General features: G+C 31.3%; 14 protein-coding genes and 1 pseudogene. 4 read left to right on the top strand and 11 right to left on the bottom strand.

All coding sequences use genetic code 11. The annotated features are described in order from the left end of the window. Window positions 1-2 precede the first annotated feature (2 nt). The 3 genes from SA378_RS04005 to polA are packed head-to-tail and all read right to left on the bottom strand — an operon-like array spanning window position 3 to window position 3,974. On the bottom strand, window positions 3-629 hold the full coding sequence (locus SA378_RS04005) for a hypothetical protein (RefSeq protein WP_318524694.1): 627 nt from the start codon (window positions 627-629) through the stop codon (window positions 3-5). A gap of 2 nt (window positions 630-631) precedes the next feature. Then, entirely contained in the window at window positions 632-1,264 is a 633-nt protein-coding gene (gene coaE, locus SA378_RS04000) for a dephospho-CoA kinase (RefSeq protein ID WP_318524693.1), read from the bottom strand. After that, on the bottom strand, window positions 1,251-3,974 hold the full coding sequence (polA, locus tag SA378_RS03995) for a DNA polymerase I (RefSeq protein ID WP_318524692.1): 2,724 nt from the start codon (window positions 3,972-3,974) through the stop codon (window positions 1,251-1,253). Before polA ends, coaE begins: the two co-directional genes overlap by 14 nt. A gap of 164 nt (window positions 3,975-4,138) precedes the next feature. Between polA and SA378_RS03990 the strand changes: the two genes are divergently transcribed. Further along, the gene (locus SA378_RS03990) at window positions 4,139-4,723 is read left to right on the top strand and encodes a Fe-Mn family superoxide dismutase (protein ID WP_318524726.1); all 585 of its coding nucleotides are present in this window, start codon (window positions 4,139-4,141) and stop codon (window positions 4,721-4,723) included. 228 nt (window positions 4,724-4,951) lie between these two features. Here the strand turns inward: SA378_RS03990 and SA378_RS03985 are convergent, their stop codons facing one another. The 6 genes and pseudogenes from SA378_RS03985 to SA378_RS03960 form a co-directional block, all read right to left on the bottom strand. Then, window positions 4,952-5,851 carry a selenium metabolism-associated LysR family transcriptional regulator gene (locus SA378_RS03985; protein WP_318524691.1) on the bottom strand — a complete coding sequence of 300 codons (900 nt, stop codon included), beginning with the start codon at window positions 5,849-5,851 and terminating at the stop codon, window positions 4,952-4,954. 18 nt (window positions 5,852-5,869) lie between these two features. After that, window positions 5,870-6,307: a HutP family protein gene (locus tag SA378_RS03980; protein WP_318524690.1), complete on the bottom strand. Its 438-nt coding sequence runs from the start codon at window positions 6,305-6,307 to the stop codon at window positions 5,870-5,872. 72 nt (window positions 6,308-6,379) lie between these two features. Next, entirely contained in the window at window positions 6,380-6,994 is a 615-nt protein-coding gene (locus SA378_RS03975) for a cyclodeaminase/cyclohydrolase family protein (RefSeq protein WP_318524689.1), read from the bottom strand. A 1-nt stretch (window position 6,995) separates the two neighbouring features. Further along, window positions 6,996-8,243 carry an imidazolonepropionase gene (gene hutI, locus SA378_RS03970; RefSeq protein WP_318524688.1) on the bottom strand — a complete coding sequence of 416 codons (1,248 nt, stop codon included), beginning with the start codon at window positions 8,241-8,243 and terminating at the stop codon, window positions 6,996-6,998. Between the two features lie 53 nt (window positions 8,244-8,296). Further along, window positions 8,297-9,188, bottom strand: a pseudogene (gene ftcD / locus SA378_RS03965) (glutamate formimidoyltransferase). Between the two features lie 9 nt (window positions 9,189-9,197). After that, entirely contained in the window at window positions 9,198-11,222 is a 2,025-nt protein-coding gene (locus SA378_RS03960) for a urocanate hydratase (protein WP_318524725.1), read from the bottom strand. 262 nt (window positions 11,223-11,484) lie between these two features. Between SA378_RS03960 and SA378_RS03955 the strand changes: the two genes are divergently transcribed. After that, window positions 11,485-13,179: a BTAD domain-containing putative transcriptional regulator gene (locus SA378_RS03955; RefSeq protein ID WP_318524687.1), complete on the top strand. Its 1,695-nt coding sequence runs from the start codon at window positions 11,485-11,487 to the stop codon at window positions 13,177-13,179. Here SA378_RS03955 and SA378_RS03950 read toward each other — a convergent pair. Then, window positions 13,176-13,760 (bottom strand): TVP38/TMEM64 family protein, encoded by a 585-nt coding sequence (locus tag SA378_RS03950; RefSeq protein ID WP_318524686.1) that lies wholly within the window; start codon window positions 13,758-13,760, stop codon window positions 13,176-13,178. The genes SA378_RS03955 and SA378_RS03950 overlap by 4 nt on opposite strands. 215 nt (window positions 13,761-13,975) lie before the next feature. Here SA378_RS03950 and SA378_RS03945 point away from each other — a divergent pair, with 215 nt between their 5' ends. Next, the gene (locus SA378_RS03945) at window positions 13,976-14,476 is read left to right on the top strand and encodes a 2'-5' RNA ligase family protein (protein ID WP_318524685.1); all 501 of its coding nucleotides are present in this window, start codon (window positions 13,976-13,978) and stop codon (window positions 14,474-14,476) included. Window positions 14,477-14,540: 64 nt separating this feature from the next. Here the strand turns inward: SA378_RS03945 and glmM are convergent, their stop codons facing one another. Then, a complete protein-coding gene (gene glmM, locus SA378_RS03940) occupies window positions 14,541-15,887 on the bottom strand; it encodes a phosphoglucosamine mutase (RefSeq protein ID WP_318524684.1) in 1,347 nt (448 codons plus the stop codon). A gap of 246 nt (window positions 15,888-16,133) precedes the next feature. Between glmM and SA378_RS03935 the strand changes: the two genes are divergently transcribed. Beyond that, entirely contained in the window at window positions 16,134-18,050 is a 1,917-nt protein-coding gene (locus tag SA378_RS03935; RefSeq protein ID WP_318524683.1) for an ABC-F family ATP-binding cassette domain-containing protein, read from the top strand. The last annotated feature ends 94 nt before the right edge of the window (window positions 18,051-18,144 follow it).

The following is an 18,144-nucleotide window of genomic DNA, read 5'->3' as shown; positions in this document are numbered from 1 at the left end:
TTTTATTGTACCGTCTTTGTCAGCTCGGTAATTAATTTTTTAAATTCTTCATCAGCTTCGTACCCTTGAAGTTCTAATTTATTGTTTTTCTTGCTGTATTCATTGTAATATTTTTCTTTTACATATATTTTTTCATCTTCAATGTCATAATACAAATCAAAGTTGTACTCTTCATTATTCTCAAAAATTAATGTTTTGTTTTCAATAACAAAATTTACTTCCAGCCAATAATAACCATTTTCTTTTTCAGGAAGAGCTGTAATTAAGGAAGTTTCCTTAGCATCAGTCAAATTTTCCATTAAAATTTTTGCAGTTTCTGCTTTATCTAAGTCATCAGAAACAGTCCCATCAAAACTGTTTAATCTTTTTATGTTTTTATGCTGATTTTTATACCTTATTCCATCATTTGAATAAACATTGATATCCACTGCGGAAACGCTGCTGACTGTACCTGAAATTTCAACAATTTCAGAGTTTAAAACATCATCTAATGCTGTCACGTAATCGTCTTTTTTAAATACAGCAAAAATTAAATACACTATCAAAATAATTACTGCAGTTAAACCGAAAATACGTCCGTATTTCATTTTTCTCTTTTTACCATACATATTGCTTCGTCTTCTTGCCATAATTACCACCTTATACCTTTTGTTTTAAGAAGTTCCTGAATTTTTTGTTCAAGTTCCTCAACTGTTCCCTCGTTGTTTATAACCTCATCAACCATGGATACTTTTTCTTCAATAGATATTTGTTTACTGATTATTTTTAATACATCATCAGGATTTTTATTTTCAATTATTGCCCTTTTCCAGAGCCTTTCTCTTTGAGTTTGCTCATTTACATAAATAAGCCAAATTTCATCAAACTTTAAATCATAGAATTCATTTTTTTCTTTTACCTCTAAAATCAAGGGTATATCTAAAAATATAACTTCATCTTCACATTCATTAATACCTTTTATTAATTCTTCAACAACGGAATTATGGACTAAATTATTAAGAAATATAAGTTTTACTTTGTCATTGAAAACTATTTGCCCTAATTTTTGTCTGTCGATTGTGTTGTCTTTATTAAGTATTTCCTTCCCGAAATGTTTAACTACTTTGTTGTAAAGTGTATTACCTATATTGTAGCCTTCATGAACTATTTTATCCGAATCAAGGACCTTAAAACCCATTTCCTTAATTATATTAACTGCCGTGGATTTCCCGGTTCCAATACTTCCGGTAATAACAATAATTTTGGGGATTTTATTTAGCTTCATACCAACTACCGCCCACATTTACATCTGATTCCAAATGAACTTTTAAATTGTTAACCACATTTTCCATTTCTTCTTTTATGATTATTTTAACATCTTCAAGTTCTCCCTTATATGATTCTATAATCAACTCATCGTGAACTTGCAAAATTAGTCGAGACTTCATTTTATTTTTTTTAAGTCTATTGTAAACTCCGACCATGGCAGCTTTTATTATATCTGCTGCAGTACCTTGAACAGGAGTGTTAAGAGCTATTCTTTCACCAAATGAACGAATGTTGAAATTTCTTGAAGCAAGCTCAGGTATATATCTTCTCCGTCCAAAATAAGTTTTAACATACCCGTCTCTTTTGCCTTGTTCGACAATATCTTTCATATATTTTTCAATATTGCTATAAAAAGAAAGGTAATTATCAATATACTGCTTTGCTTCTTTTCTGGGAATTCCTAAATCTCTGCTTAATCCATAATCACTTATGCCATATACAATTCCAAAATTAACAGCTTTTGCCCTGCTTCTCATTGTAGAAGTTACATCTTCGACATTGACGTGGAATACCTGTGAAGCAGTCTTCGTATGTATATCAGCATTGTTACGAAAAGCGTCAATAAGATTTTGTTCATCGGCAAGATGTGCCAAAACCCTAAGCTCAATTTGCGAATAATCTGCATCACAAAGTACAAAACCTTCATCGGCAACAAATGCTTTTCGAAGTTCTCTTCCTTCTTCAGTACGTGTGGGAATATTTTGCAAATTTGGCTCTGTGCTTGATATTCTTCCTGTGGCAGCAATAGTTTGATTAAAAACAGAATGCACTCTGCCTGTTTCCTTGTTTGTTAAATTCTTCAAACCCTCGACATATGTTGAATTGAACTTAACCATTTGTCTGTACTCAATTATTAAGCCAACAATTTTATGCTCTGCCTTAAGTTTTTCTAAAACTTCAAAATCCGTTGAAATACCTGTCTTTGTTTTCTTAATTACCTTAAGACCCAGTTTTTCAAAAAGTATTGATGCAAGCTGTTTTGGAGAATTAATATTGAAGCTTTCACCTGCAAATTCATATATTTCTTTTTCTAATTGAGTAATTTTTTCCTGAAAATGAATTCCAAGATTGTCAAGCACATTAAAATCTACTTTAAATCCAATAAATTCCATGTATGCTAAAACTTCAATGAGAGGAATTTCAATATTTTCGTAAAGATCCGTCATTTCAAGCTCATCTATTTCAGAAAGAATTTGTTTTTCTGTTCTGATTACAGTTGTTATAAAATTATACAAATACCTTTTTTTATTTTCCAATTCCAATTCCCTAAATGAAATTTTCTTTTTTCCTGTTCCTAAAATTTCATTTTCCGAAAGAATTTCTACATTTAAATATTCATACGCAATTTTATCAATTGAATATGAACTTTCTGATGGATTTAAAATATATTTTCCAATTTCAGAATCATATGAAATTCCATTAAGCTCAATATTTTTTTTCATTAAATAAATTATTTCATTTTTAATATTGTGACCTAAAATTAAAATATCCTTATTTTGAAAAATATTTTTTAGCTTTTCCAAAACAATCTTTTCATTTATCTTTTGAAAATCTATATAATAAATATTATCGCCATCTGAAATTCCTAATGCTACAGCTTCGCTGTCCAAAGTTCTCTCACAATCGAGTATAAACTTCAATGCTGCCCTTCCAGCCTTATTTACATTTTTAACTATTTCATCAATTTCACTTTCATTCTCAACGTATATAATTTCACTTTTAATTGTTGTCACTTCGCAATTTTTTTTATTTTCATTGTTTTCCACTGCATCAAACATGGAAAATTGTAAATCACCTTGGCTTTGCTCTTCTGCAATTCTTTTTTTAAATGTTCTGAATTCCAGTTCATCGTACAAAAGTGAAAGCCGTTTCTCTTCAGGTTCTTGAATTTTGTAATCCTGCATATTAAAATCAATGGGAATATCTCTTACGATGCGCGCTAAACTCAAACTCATGTATGCCTGCATTTTATCTGTTTCAAGTTTTTCCTTTAATTTTCCTTTTATATTGTCAATATTGTCATAAATATTATCCAGACTTCCATATTCCTGTACAAGTTTAAGGGCGGTTTTTTCCCCAACTCCACCCACACCAGGTATATTATCAGACTGATCTCCCATTAAAGCTTTTAAATCCACAAACTGTGTAGGAGTTATGCCATATTCATCCCACATGGATTGCATGTTCATTTCCTGAATATTGGTAACCCCTTTTTTTGTCAAAATTACTTTAGTGTTATCATCGATTAACTGCAAATAATCCTTATCGCTTGTTACTAAAAGAACCTGTGAACCATTTTGTTCCGCAGCATTTGCAAAAGTACCTGCAACATCATCGGCTTCAAATCCTTCAATTTCAATGCATTTTATTTTATGTATTTCAAGAACGTCTCTTATAAGCTGAAATTGTTCAACTAATTCATTAGGAGCTTTAGCTCTGTTAGCTTTGTAATCTTTGTATTGTTCATGCCTGAATGTAGGTTTTTTAGGATCAAAAGCAACACAAATATACTCAGGAGAATATATATCCAAAAGTTTATACAACATGCTTAAAAATCCATAAACAGCATTTGTATATTGTCCTTTTTTAGTTTTTAGAGGAGGCATTGCATAAAATGCTCTGAAAAGCAAACTATTCCCGTCCAATATCATAATTTTATTTTCCATGAAATCTCCTTTGTGTTTTATAGTTGCATAGCTGTTTGATGTTCAATTATTATTTTTATTATAACAATTAATATTACAAGGGTAAAGGAATATTTTCATTTATCATATATTGATTCCTCAAACATATAATTTATTATTGATACGGAGGTGAAATATTTTTGAATATGATTGAACCAAAAAACTACAATTTTTCTAATGTAAAATTCTTTTCCCCTATGCAACTCAGTGAACATTATGCTTTATATACCAAGTACATAGATTGTTTGAATAAAGTTAATGTTGACTTAAAGCAAAACAATATATACTCCGACTGCAACCAAAACTACAGCAATATAAGGTCCGCCCAAAAGTCAAAATCTTTCTGCTGTGACGCCATAAAACTTCATGAACTTTATTTTGAAAATTTAACAGGAAACAACACAAATATTTCAGGACCTATGGAAAAAATAGTCAAAGATGTTTTTGGAACATACGACAATTTCCTAGACAAATTCAAATGCATTGCGATGTCCATGAGGGGTTGGGTTTTGTTTTGTTACGATAAGTATAACAAAGAATATTACATTTACGGGCAGGACTCTCATGATGACGGAGTAATGCTATATGCAGAACCTTTGATAGTGCTTGATGTTTATGAACATTCATACATGATAGATTACGGTATAAACAGAAGTCTTTATATTGATGCATTTTTAGAAAATTTAGATTTTGGAGTAGTTAATAAAAGACTAAATAGTTTATTATTTTAAAAATCCCAGTAACCGTAAAAAACCTCACTCATATAATAAGTTAAATAAGAACTTAAGGAGGTTTCAATTATGGGATGTTTCCATGAAAATAATGTAGGCGGATTTGGCGGAACAAATTTACTATTCTTCTTCTTACTGTTAGTAATTTTATTCTGCCAGTGCGGCAATATAGACTTGTAAAAATGAATTAAGGTCTGGATTCCCAGACCTTGTTTTATTATATTTTAACTAGCATTTATGCTTTCCAATCATAAATTCCTTGAATTTTTGTTCTGCCTTAGAAAAATACCTGTCATCTTCATAAACATAATATAGTTTTCTTTTAAGCTCCATTCCTTCAATATTCAAGATAAATACTTTACCCTCATTAATTTCAATTTCAACTGCTTTTTTAGGAAGAACTGCCACTCCTAAGTTGTTTATTATAAATTTTTTGATTATGTCATTGTCTTCTGCTTGAATTATAATGTTTAAATCATTTAATTTTACTCGTTTTTGTATTAGATAGTTCTCAAATAACTGCAATGTGGCAGAGCCTTTTTCCCTCACGATAAATTTTTGCTTCAAAAGTTCATTTAACGATATAGTATCACTATTAAATTCTTTACTTTTTTGGGTAGAAGCAACAACTACAACCTCATCTTCTGCTATGCATATATTTTTAATCTTTTTATTTTTATATGGTGTTCCGGTGAAACCAAAACTTGTAAATCCTTCTTCGATATTTTTAAATACCATGTCAGAATCAATTTTTTTAATTATATATGTAATGTCAGGATACATATGACTGAATTCTATGATTAAATCATGAATATAATAGTCAGCCGGCATAGAACTTGTGTAAACTGTTAAATTTCCAGCCATTTTATCGCCATCTCGTCTAAGCATGGAATAAATTTCATTTTCTTCACTAAGCAACTTCTTATCGTATTTATAAAGCATGTACCCTTCTTCAGTTGGAATTATTTCTCTTCCGTTTTTTTTGAATAACTCGGAACCAAAATCTTTTTCAAGCAATTGAAGCTGTTTTGATACCGCCGGTTGAGTAACAAATAGTTTTTCTGCAGCCTTTGATATATTTTTCAAGTTTATTACTTCTATAAAAGTTCTTAGATAAGATGTATTCATATTATTTCTGCCTCTCTATCATATTGGCTGAATTCCCATTCCTACTGCTTCATGCTCAAATCCTCTTCTTGGAGAACCTATTTGACCATAAAGAACAACAGCAATCCAATTTCCGCTTGAAATATCATCTTCTAATAAATTTCCCCTGACTATGGTAAATGTCAAGCCAGCAGTTCTTAAAACCTCCCCAAGCATAACCTGACCTCTGCAGTATCCACTTAGAGCTTCAATAATTGCATGATAAAGAGCATGTTCCTCATGATAATTTTCTCTTATTATATCCTCACGTGACGCTGCTGTTTCTATTGCTGCCACAATTTTTTTAGCATCCATAGAACCTGCCTGTCCCTTGAAAATAACATAATTCTTGCTTTCATAAAAATGTTGCAATTTTTCTACATCAACATCGGTAAGTGCCAGCAATAATGCAATTTTACCAATTCCCTTTTTTTTCATAACCGCTCCCATAGAATAATTATTCTGAGCATTTGAATAACCTCAATAGCATCAATTGATTTAATTATACCACTAAAATGGGGATAATTCCAATATTTTTTTCTCATATGCAACAGTATCTTCCTGAAGAATATCTGCTCTTTTTTTAAACTCATTTACAAATTCTTTGTCATTTATTGAATTCAAATTAATTCTCACATTTAATAAAGCAGACAAAACAGAAGTTCTGGCTAACATTGCTGCAACAAGACCATCAGTAACTGCATTTGAATTGCCTCTTGATACTACGGAGTTGGCTAATGGAAATATTTCAAAAGATGTTTCTGCTATTTGAAGTGGAACTGTTGCTGCAATTTTTGAACTTTCTTCAATTGCCTTTTGACGTACAATTATTTCCTCATCAGTTGATTTTGGCAACTTGTATGCTTCCATAACTTTATTGTAAGCATAACTGTCTCTTTCAATATCATCTAAAAGCTGATTTCTTAAAACAACTGCTTTGTTCTTAATTTCATACATTTCTTCTTCCGCTTCAATATATTTTTTCTTTCCGACAGTAAGATTAGCAACCATTTCAGCTAAAGCTACACTAAGAGCGCCACATACAGCGGCTATACTGCCACCTCCAGGAACAGGAGAACTAGAAGCAACCTGTTCTGTAAATTTATATAAAGTCATATTTTTCATGTTATTTCCCCCTCACAATTTGTCCGTTTTTAATTACAGTTTCAACAATATTAACAGTTGCATGATACGGCAGAAAATTAATTGATGGATATTCCAATATTATGATATCTGCTTTTTTGCCTATTTCAATGCTTCCTATTGTATCGCTTCTATTTACTGCCGCAGCTGCATTTACAGTCAGTGCGGTTATTATTTCTTCAATTGACATATTCATATGCAATGCAGCAAGTGCAATTATTAAAGGAATTGAATTTGTAAAACAGCTTCCGGGATTAAAATCTGTAGCAAGAGCTACAGCACATCCGGAATCAATCATATGCCTTCCCCTTGCATATTCTTCCTTTAAGCAAAATGCTGTTGCAGGCAAAAGTGTTGCAATAGTATTAGATGCAGAAAGTTTTTTTATGCCTTCATCAGATGCTTGAAGCAAATGATCTGCAGAGACACAACCCAGTTCAACAGCAAGCTCTGTTCCACCTAGCTGTACCATTTCATCGGCATGTATTTTCAATTTCAATCCTGCATGTTTTGCAGCAGTTAAAAATTTTCTTGACTGCTCAATTGAAAATACATTTTTTTCGCAAAATATATCTGCAAATTCAGCAAGATTTTTTTCTGCAACTTTGTTTAACACTTCATTAATCATGAAATCAATAAAAAAATCTTCCCTACCCTTATATTCAGGCAATACGCTGTGAGGTCCAAGAAAAGTGGGGACAATATCAACAGAATGAATTTCGTTAAGCTTTTGCATAGCTTCAAGCTGTCTTATTTCTGTTTCATAATCAAGTCCGTAACCGCTTTTTCCTTCAACGGTTGTGACTCCCATATCCAAAATTTTGTCCAGTCTTTTTTTGCCGACTTCTACAAATTCTTCAAGAGATGTATTTCTTGTTGCTCTTACCGTACTTGTTATTCCTCCTCCACGTTCCATTATAGACATGTAGTTATCTCCGCGCATCCTCCACGAAAATTCATCCGCCCTGTAACCTCCAAATATTAAATGCGTGTGTGAGTCAATAAATCCAGGCAAAACAGCTTTATCTTTGGCATCAATTACAGCATAATCATATTCATCATATTTTTTTAAAATATCATCAGTTGCGCCAACATCAACTATTTTGTCCGCCTCAACAACTACGCATCCGTTCTTGATTAAACCGATATCAGACATATCTTTTCCGTGCTTAGGACTTTTACCCTTGCATGTAATAAGTTCAGATGCATTCTTTATAATTAGTCTTTTCATGTTTCTCCTTTCACATATAATTCCCTCCGCAAAATGCGGAGGGAAAAGTTTTACTAGAGTCTTGTTTCAAGAACCTGGTTCGTTGTAAAATTCTCCAGTCTCAAATAATAATCTGCTGTATCAACCAAAGCTTGCATTGGTACAAGTCCCACTATTTCACTTCCTACAATATTAACACCATATCTTGCTGCTTCCATTTTTATAGTTTCAAAAACACGATATATGGAAGTTTTTGTGTAATCAGTTAAATTCATGGATACCTGGACGATTCCTCTGTCTTCAAGCTCTATGCCAAGAGCTTTTACATATCTGAAGCCGCCGTTATATATGTCTTACTTGTTTTGCAATTTTACTGGCAATTTCCAAATTGTTGGTTGAAAGATTTACATTGTAAGCAACAAGAGGCATCCTTGCTCCAATTGCTGTAACTCCTGCCGTAGGATGAATAGTTTCAGGACCAAAATCAGGCTTCCACATAGCATCTTTCATTTTTTCAGCCATTCCCTCAAACTGACCTTTCCTAATGCTCGCAAGATTTTCTCTGTGAGGAGCTGTTGCTGATTTTTCATATAAAAAGAATGGAAGATTGTACTTTTCAGATGCTTCTTTAGCAATTGATTTCGCTAATTCATCAGCTTCTTCTATTGTAACATTTTTTATAGGTATAAAAGGAACAACATCTACCGCACCCATACGAGGGTGCTGTCCTTCATGATGTGTTAAGTCAATTAATTCTACAGCTTTGCCAATTGCTTCTACCATTGCTTGCTTTAACGCATCCGGTTCTCCCACTAGTGTTACAACTGTTCTATTGTGGTCCTCATCACTTGAATAATCCAAAAGTTTAACATCACGTCTTCCTCTGAACACATCAAGAATTTTTTCTAATTTTTTCAAGTCTCTTCCTTCGCTGAAATTTGGAACACATTCTATAATTTTTCCCATAATCTTCTCCTAGTTCTTATTGTAATTGTCCAATGTTTTATTTATTAATTCATCACTTGCAACAAATGGTATTGTTATGTGGTCACGACCTGCATACTGTTTGTTATATTCAACAGTTGTTTCAATTGAGTGCTCGTTTCTTGCCCAGCTTCTTCTTGATACTCCAACCATTGTATCCCAAGGCATGGACTTATACAATATTTCATCAACCCTTTTACTTCCATCAAGAACCATTCCAAATCCGCCGTTAATAGCTTTGCTTATTCCAACTCCTCCACCGTTGTGAAGTGCAACTAAACTCATCCCTCTTGATGCATTGCCTGCAAAGCATTGCACTGCCATGTCAGATGTAACATTGCTTCCGTCATAAATATTTGATGTTTCCCTAAATGGAGAATCAGTTCCTCCGGCATCATGATGATCTCTTCCGAGCATAATAGGACCTATTTCACCGTTCCTTATCATTTCATTGAACTTCAGTGCAATATCTCTTCTACCCATAGCATCTTGATACAGAATACGAGCTTGTGTACCAACAACTAATTTATTTTTTTCAGCATCGCGTATCCAAATATAATTATCTCTGTCCTGACCTCTTCTTTCAGGATTGATAATTGACATAGCAGCATGATCTGTTTTTCTTAAATCTTCAGGTTTTCCACTTAAGCACACCCATCTGAAAGGTCCATAGCCATAGTCAAAGAGCATTGGTCCCATAATATCTTCAACATAAGATGGGAATATAAAGCCTTCACTTGTATCAACACCGTTTTTAGCAATTTCTTTAACACCTGAATCAAACACTGCTTTCATGAATGCATTGCCATAATCAAAGAAATATGTGCCTCTTTCCACCAATGTTTTAACAGCCGTGAAATGTTCGACTAATGTTTTATTTACAAGTTCATTGAATTTTTCTTTTTCAGTATTCAACAATTCTGTTCTCTCATCAAATGTAAGACCTTTAGGACAATATCCTCCATCATAAGGAACGTGGCAAGATGTCTGGTCAGATAATAAATCAACATGAATATTATTATCAACTGCAAATTCCAAAAGGTCAACTATATTCCCGTGATAAGCAATAGAAATAGCTTGTTTTTTATTTATGAATTCTTTTGCAATCGAAAATGCTTCCTCTAAATTGTTAGTTGCTTTAGATACCCATCCTTGTTTTAATCTTGTTTCAATTCTTGAATAATCAACTTCAGCAATAATTCCTACTCCATTGGCAATTTCCACTGCTTTGCCTTGTGCGCCGCTCATTCCTCCCAAGCCTGAAGTTATGAACAAATGCCCGGCCAAGTCCTTATCATCAGGAATTCCTAATTCTTTTCTACCTGCATTTATTAAAGTGTTATATGTTCCATGAACTATTCCCTGAGGTCCTATGTACATCCATCCCCCTGCTGTCATCTGCCCATAGCTTGAACATCCCATTGCGGTTGCCTTTGACCAATCGTGAGGATTATCAAACATACCAATCATCAAACCGTTTGTAATAATCGCTCTTGGACTTGTTTTATGAGAAGCGAACAAACCGAGAGGATGGCCTGACACAACTGCAAGTGTCTGTTCATCAGTCAATTCTTCCAAATATTTTTTAATCAATTGATACTGCATCCAATTTTGACAAACTTGACCTGTTTCACCGTAAGTAACCAATTCGTAAGGATAAAGAGCAACTTCATGGTTTAAATTATTGTCTATCATAACTTGAAAAGCTTTGCCTTCAACACATTTTCCTTTATATTCATCGATTGATTTCCCATAAATTCTTTCCTTAGGCATAAACCTGTATCCATAAATTCTACCGCGAGTCATCAATTCATCTAAAAATTCAGGTGCCAGCTTCTCATGTAAACTTTCCGGAACATACCTCAATGCATTTTTTAAAGCAAGTTTTATTTCTCTTTCATTTAATGTGAGCTCTCTTTTAGGTGCCCTTCTAATATTTTCCTTAAAAACAGGGTAATCGGGAAGAACATCATCTAATTTAATTGTCATTGCTTTTGATATGTCTAAATTATTTATCATCTTAATACCTCCAATTATATCGTTAATAATATTATAATAATTATCCGTCGATAATTCGTCTAAGCTTAAGATTAGTTAAAGCTTTTTTCTTTATACTAAATATAGTTAATAAGTTAATACTTATTGATTCTCCCCCTTGTTTTTTTATAAATATTTTATTATGCCTTATACGTTATAAGGCATAATTTTTTTGCATTGATTATTTTCTAAATATACTATATCATTAATTAAGTAATAATTACATAAGCAGGAGATATCAATGGATATTGTTTCGGTAAAAATGCTTGGAAATCCTATAGTTAAATTCAATAATAATAAAATATCTTTCCCTTATAAAAAAGCAGAGGCTTTATTTTATTATGTCTGCGTTAATAAAAGGGTTCCAAGAGAAGAAGCAATAAATATGTTTTGGACTGACTCAGATGAAACAACAGGGCGTAAAAATTTAAGAGATGCCATATATAAAATTAAAACAAATGTATGCGACACGATATTTGCATCATCAAAATCCGTAATTGAATTTTCTGATGAAATTTTAGTAGAAACAGATATAGACAATATTACAATTCTAAATGCCCGAAATATTTACATCGGAGATTTTCTGTTGAATTTTTCGGTAAAAAATTGCAGAGATTTTGAAAATTGGATGCTTGAAAAAAGGAATTATTACAAGGATATTTATATAAAATCAATTTACGATAAAGTTAATGAACTTGTAAGTGTGGGAGATTTTATCAGCATCCAGAAATACAGCAATATATTAACACAAAATGATCCTTACAATGAAAAAACTTACAGATACTTGATGAAGATATTTGCATTGTCAGGTAATTACAATATGTCAATAAAATTATATTATGAGTTGACTAAAATTTTGAAACAGGATTTAGAAATTGAACCAGAACAGAGAACAAAAAAAATGTTCAAAGAAATATTAGAATTAAAAAACACATTTAATTATGATCAACAAAACAGCAACTACATCAACCTGAAAAATAAAGTTGAGAATTTAACTGATTATTATACAATATATCATGAAACATACCCTATACTGTCGTCTGAAACAATAAAAACATGTAACTCTACTGAAATATATAATGTGGAAGCAGAACTTTTAAACATTGAGAAAGATTTAAACAATTTAGATGATTTGGATACTGATTATATAAAAATCAAAATGGAAGCATCTTATTTAGCAGGAAGATACTACATATCCATTGGAAAATACGAACAAGGAATAAACAATATTTATATAAGCATTAAATTTGCAAACAAATTGGATAATATTATGTATTTGTTAAACAATTACAAGCAAATGATATTTTATGCCATACAAGTTGATAACAATGAAATAATGAATGATTATATTGTAAAAAGCCTTCAACTCCTTGATAAAAAAGATATTATCGAAGAAAGAGGAATTATTTTAAGATTAAAAGGTCTTTACTACATAAAAACTGAAAACTATAAACAGGCAACAAATGTATTAATGGAATCAATCAAAATTTTTTCAAGTTTAAACAATTTTAACAGCAAATACAGTATCAATATTTCAGCATGCTACAATTATTTAGGACAAATGAATAAAGATTTAGAAAATTATGAAATTGCATATGATTATTTTATTAAAGCAATAAATATATGCCTAGATAATTCAATGTTTAAGGGTATGGAGATTTTCTATTCAAATGCAGGACAAACCCTTTATAATATGGGAAGATATGCAGAAGCGGAAAGTTTCATAAATAAATCAATTGAATATTTTGATAAATATAATGTAATATGGGGCAGAGATTTTGCTGAATGTCATAAAGCTTTAATTGAAATAGAGAAAGAAAATTACGCAAATGCAAAAATTCATTGTGAAAAAGCATATGAACTGGCAAAAAAACTCAACAATCCAAAATCTCTAAGCTTAACAGAAGAAATAAAGAAAAAATTAGAAGCATTTTAATGAGGCAATTTTCTATGGTATTGTTCATATTTTTTAAGAAAATATTTGCTTATTAAATTAACAAGCAATATAAATATTATAAAAAATACTGATTTTGCAGGATTTTCAAAATATGAGTTCACATTCTGTCCTATGAACGCAAGAGATAGTAACATTACAAATTTTGAAGGAAGCAATGTTAAAAGAAACCGCTGTGTATTCATGTTTGTTAATGCAGCTGTGCCACTTATTAAAAAAGATGGTGTAAATGGAAAGCAATAAAGAAAAAACATCACTGTAAGATTTTTCTTCTTAATTTTTTCCAAAGTTGCTCTGTATTTGCTTTTCTCAATTTTTTTCTCAAATTTATTGCTGCCTGCTTTTCTTATAAGAACAAACAAAAGAAAAGAACCAATGCAATTTCCAATCCAAGAATAAAGATATCCAAAGAAGAATCCAAAAACAGTTACATTAATTATTACAAAACCCACTAGCGGCAATATTGGTATAAATGCTTCAATAACAGGAAGCAGTACGCCTGCAGCCGGGCCACCCTGTTCAACATATTTTAAAAAAACATCCGTAAAATTTCCATAGTCCATAAAATCATCCTTAGTACTTATTGATTACATTTATTATGCCATTATTTTTTATTATGATTTATTATTTAACACTTGATTATTTTATTATATAAAATATAATAATATTATTCAGACTATTGACAAACACATTTATGTCATTAGATAAACAAACTAAGCGATTATTCTTTGTCATCAAACTGTATAGTAATATTATTATTTCAGAAAGGATTAGTTATATGAAATATTTCATTGGAGTTCCAATTCCAAAAAGTTATAAAAATAAAATTGAAATGATTCGTGCAGAATTTAGATTTTTAACAACTGAACCACACATTACTTTGGTTCCGCCTCCTGCCCTTCCCGATGATGATTCATTTATTAAGGATGTTATTGATGTATGCAGAAAAACAAAAGCATTTAACATTAAATTAAATGATCTTGGGCAATTTGGCAATCGTGTTTTATTCGTCAATGTTGAAGCGCCTGAATTAATAAATTTATACAACAATATTTATGAATCATTAAATCTTCAGAAGGAAGAAAGAGGATATACTCCCCATTTAACTATTGCAAAACAAAGACCTAACAGAAAAATTGATTTGGAAAAAATAAAAAAAAGAGCCGGAAAACTTTTAGTTCCCTACCCTGAATACACATTGAATTCAATAGTAATTTATTGTCAGCCAAAAGAAAAGTTTATGTACATACCATATATGAAAATACCATTAGGACAATAGATTGGAAAAATATGAAGCAGTTGATGAATAATAGATTCTCATTAACTGCTCCAAATTTGTATGTTTATTTCAATCTTTCTTCTATTAATTCTGCCAATTCATTGGCATATAATTTTAATTCTTCTAAATCTTCCCCTTCAATCATAACTCTTACAAGAGGCTCAGTACCAGAAGGTCTTATAAGAACTCTGCCTTTTCCGTCAAAGTGTTTTTCTATTTTTTCAATTTTATTTTTTATCATTTCATCTTCTAAATATGCTTTCTTTTTATCTTCAGAGACACGAGCATTTACAAGCACTTGAGGCATTACTTTCATGACATTGGCAAGTTTTGAAAGCTTGGTGTTTTTTTCCTTCATTACACTTAAAATCTGTATTGCTGTTAGCAGTCCATCTCCTGTGGTGTTGTAATCAAGAAAAATTATATGTCCGGATTGTTCCCCCCCTATTGAATGATGCCCTTTCAACATTTCTTCCAGAACATATCTGTCTCCAACTTTTGTTTTAATAATATCTATATTTTTTCCTTCAAGGCAAATATCAAGACCCATATTTGTCATGACAGTTCCTACAACTGCATTGCTTTTTAACATTCCTTTTTCTTTCATGGATATTCCACATATTGCTAAAACATGGTCCCCATCAACAATATTACCATTTTCATCTGCCGCTATTAATCTGTCTGCATCTCCATCAAATGAAAGACCGATATCAGCTCCTGTTTCAAGTACAAGTTTTTGAATTTCTTCAGGCCTTGTAGAGCCGCAGTCTACGTTTATATTAATTCCATTTGGATCATTATGTAGTACATAGACTTGTGCACCAAGTTCATGAAGAAGCTCCGGTGCTGCTTTGTAAACTGCCCCGTTTCCGCAGTCAACAGCAACCTTAAGACCTTTGAAATCAACATCAATCGTTTCCTTCAAAAAATCCATGTATTTTCTAACAGGGTTTTCAATTCTTATTTTTCTTCCCACTTCTCCCGAAACTGGTAAATAATCTATATCGATATTGTTGATTATGTATTCTTCAATTGAATTTTCAATTTCATCGGTAAGTTTTAATCCTTTTTCATTAAAAAATTTAATTCCGTTGTATTCTACAGGATTGTGAGAAGCAGTAATCATTACCCCTCCGTCAGCTTCCAATATTTTAATCATGCGTGCAACTGCAGGAGTAGGCAAAATACCAAGATATAAAACATCAATTCCAACTGAGTTTAATCCAGCTGACAAAGCACCTTCCAGCATATCCCCTGAAATTCTTGTATCCATTCCCACTACCATCTTAGGTCTTTTTTTTCCCTTAGTTAAAAAATAACCTCCAACACGTCCAAGTTTATAAGCTAATTCAGATGACAAATCAACATTTGCAATGCCCCTGACCCCATCTGTTCCAAATAATTCACCCATATATTCCTCCATAAATATTAATTATTCTTATTCTACCACATTTAAATTCAAAAAAAAAGGTATCGTAAATATTTTTAAAATTTAGCTGCTATTATTAAAATTTTTCTTATAGGTATTTAAGAAAACATGCATCTTTTAGATAAGATGAATATTAAACATTTATCAAAATAAAACAAATTGATAAACATAATTAAAACTGATATAATCATATAGCGTTATATGAATTATTTAGAAAGGAATACTAATATGATAGTTTTATCATGCAATGATGTTTCAAAAGCCTATGTAGTTGAAAATATTATAGAACATATTTCTTTTACAGTAAATGACAACGAAAAAGTTGGATTAATAGGTCTTAATGGAGCAGGAAAAACTACCTTGTTTAATATATTGACTGGAAACTTAGAACCGGATTCGGGTGTAATTTTCAAAGCAAAAGGAAAAAAACTAGGTTATTTAAAGCAAAATACTAATATAGAAAGCAATATGAGCATTATGGATGAAATGCTTACTATTTTTAATGATGTGATTAAATTAGAAACAGAACTTCACAACTTATCTCATAAAATAAGCAGCTTTACAGAACAAGATGATCTATCTGAACTTGAAGAACTTATGAACTCCTATGCAAAAATGAATGAACAATTTGAAGAAGCAAACGGATACGGTTTTAAGAGCTTAATTAAAGGAGTTCTCAGAGGCCTTGGTTTTTCTGAAAATGAATTTGATAAACAAATAAATTTATTAAGCGGCGGGCAAAAAAGCAGAGTAATGCTTGCAAAGCTTCTTCTGGAAAAAGCTGACATACTTCTTTTGGATGAACCTACAAATCATTTGGATATTGAAGCTACTACATGGCTTGAAAAATATATTAAAGATTTTAAAGGTTCAGTAATAATCATATCCCATGATAGATACTTCCTTGACAATACAGTAAGCAAAATTTTCTTAATGGAAAATACAAATTTAAAATCCTACAATGGAAATTATACTGAATTCATGAAAAAAAGAAAAACTGAACTTGAACAAGAAATCAGACAATATGAGGAATATGAAAAGGAAATAGAAAGACAGGAAGAAATGATACGCCGCCTTCATGCATATGGAAGCAAACGAAATATAAGGCAGGCTTTCAGCAGACAAAAAGCACTGGATAAAATAAAAAAAATGGATAAACCTTCTGGGGAAAGTAAAAAGGTTAAGTTGAAATTTACCCCTAAAATTAACAGTGGAAGAAATGTTTTAAAAATAGAAAATATGTCTGTAAGTTTCGGTGATCTGCAAATATTTAAAAATATTGAAATGGAAGTGTACAAAGGAGAAAGAGTTGGAATAATAGGTCCTAACGGCATAGGTAAAACAACGCTTTTAAAAGCAATTGCGGACAAATTAAAGGAATATGACGGAACAGTAACTTTGGGACATTATGTCCATACAGGTTATTATGATCAGGAACAAACAAACCTTAACAGCGAAAATACAGTTATTGATGAAATATGGGATGAAAACCCGACATTAAATTATTATGATATAAGAACAATGCTCGCACAGTTTTTATTTAACGGTGATGATATGTATAAAATTGTCGGAGATTTAAGCGGTGGTGAAAAAGGCAGATTATCACTTCTAAAACTCATGACATCAAATGCAAACTTCTTGTTAATGGATGAACCAACTAACCATCTTGATATTGACTCCAAAGAAATTTTAGAAGATGCTCTGTTAAATTACGAAGGTACTGTACTTGTAGTTTCACACGACAGATATTTTTTAAATAAAGTAACCAATAAAATTTATGACATGTCAAGTGATGGAATTTTTCAGTATTTAGGAAATTATGATTACTATGTACAAAAGAAAGCTGAGTTAGATGAAACCGACGATGAAGTAAATGTTTCAAAAACAAAGACACAAATTAATGCAGAAAAGAAAAAAGAGCGAGAATTCATCAGAGATCGACAGCAACGAGAAAAAACTATAAAGAAACTTGAAGAGCAAATTGAAATGTATGAAAATAAAATTTCTGATTTAGAACATGAATTATGTCAACCTTCGACTTATAACGACAAAGTTCTAATTATAGATTTAAATGAAAAATTAAACATTTCTAAAAATGAATTGGAAATATTATATAATCAATGGACAAAAATTCTAGAAAATTAAAAAAGTTATCCACGTATTGTTTGTAAGCTGTGTATAACTTTTTCGCAATATTACTATATCAACAGCTTTATCCACAGCTGTTGATACTTTTTTT

The sequence above is a fragment of the Sedimentibacter sp. genome (assembly GCF_033447055.1).
Taxonomy (GTDB): domain Bacteria; phylum Bacillota; class Clostridia; order Tissierellales; family Sedimentibacteraceae; genus Sedimentibacter.
Note: the sequence above shows the minus strand (reverse complement) of the source record. Positions and strands in the feature narration are given on the sequence as shown.

Coding starts and splice junctions, on each gene's coding strand:
- polA (WP_318524692.1), bottom strand. CDS start 3,974: ATGGAAAATAAAATTATGATATTGGACGGGAATAGTTTGCTTTTCAGA.
- SA378_RS03950 (WP_318524686.1), bottom strand. CDS start 13,760: ATGGACTATGGAAATTTTACGGATGTTTTTTTAAAATATGTTGAACAG.
- SA378_RS03945 (WP_318524685.1), top strand. CDS start 13,976: ATGAAATATTTCATTGGAGTTCCAATTCCAAAAAGTTATAAAAATAAA.
- SA378_RS03975 (WP_318524689.1), bottom strand. CDS start 6,994: ATGAAAAATATGACTTTATATAAATTTACAGAACAGGTTGCTTCTAGT.
- SA378_RS04005 (WP_318524694.1), bottom strand. CDS start 629: ATGGCAAGAAGACGAAGCAATATGTATGGTAAAAAGAGAAAAATGAAA.
- coaE (WP_318524693.1), bottom strand. CDS start 1,264: ATGAAGCTAAATAAAATCCCCAAAATTATTGTTATTACCGGAAGTATT.
- SA378_RS03955 (WP_318524687.1), top strand. CDS start 11,485: ATGGATATTGTTTCGGTAAAAATGCTTGGAAATCCTATAGTTAAATTC.
- SA378_RS03990 (WP_318524726.1), top strand. CDS start 4,139: ATGATTGAACCAAAAAACTACAATTTTTCTAATGTAAAATTCTTTTCC.
- hutI (WP_318524688.1), bottom strand. CDS start 8,243: ATGAAAAGACTAATTATAAAGAATGCATCTGAACTTATTACATGCAAG.
- glmM (WP_318524684.1), bottom strand. CDS start 15,887: ATGGGTGAATTATTTGGAACAGATGGGGTCAGGGGCATTGCAAATGTT.
- SA378_RS03935 (WP_318524683.1), top strand. CDS start 16,134: ATGATAGTTTTATCATGCAATGATGTTTCAAAAGCCTATGTAGTTGAA.
- SA378_RS03985 (WP_318524691.1), bottom strand. CDS start 5,851: ATGAATACATCTTATCTAAGAACTTTTATAGAAGTAATAAACTTGAAA.
- SA378_RS03980 (WP_318524690.1), bottom strand. CDS start 6,307: ATGAAAAAAAAGGGAATTGGTAAAATTGCATTATTGCTGGCACTTACC.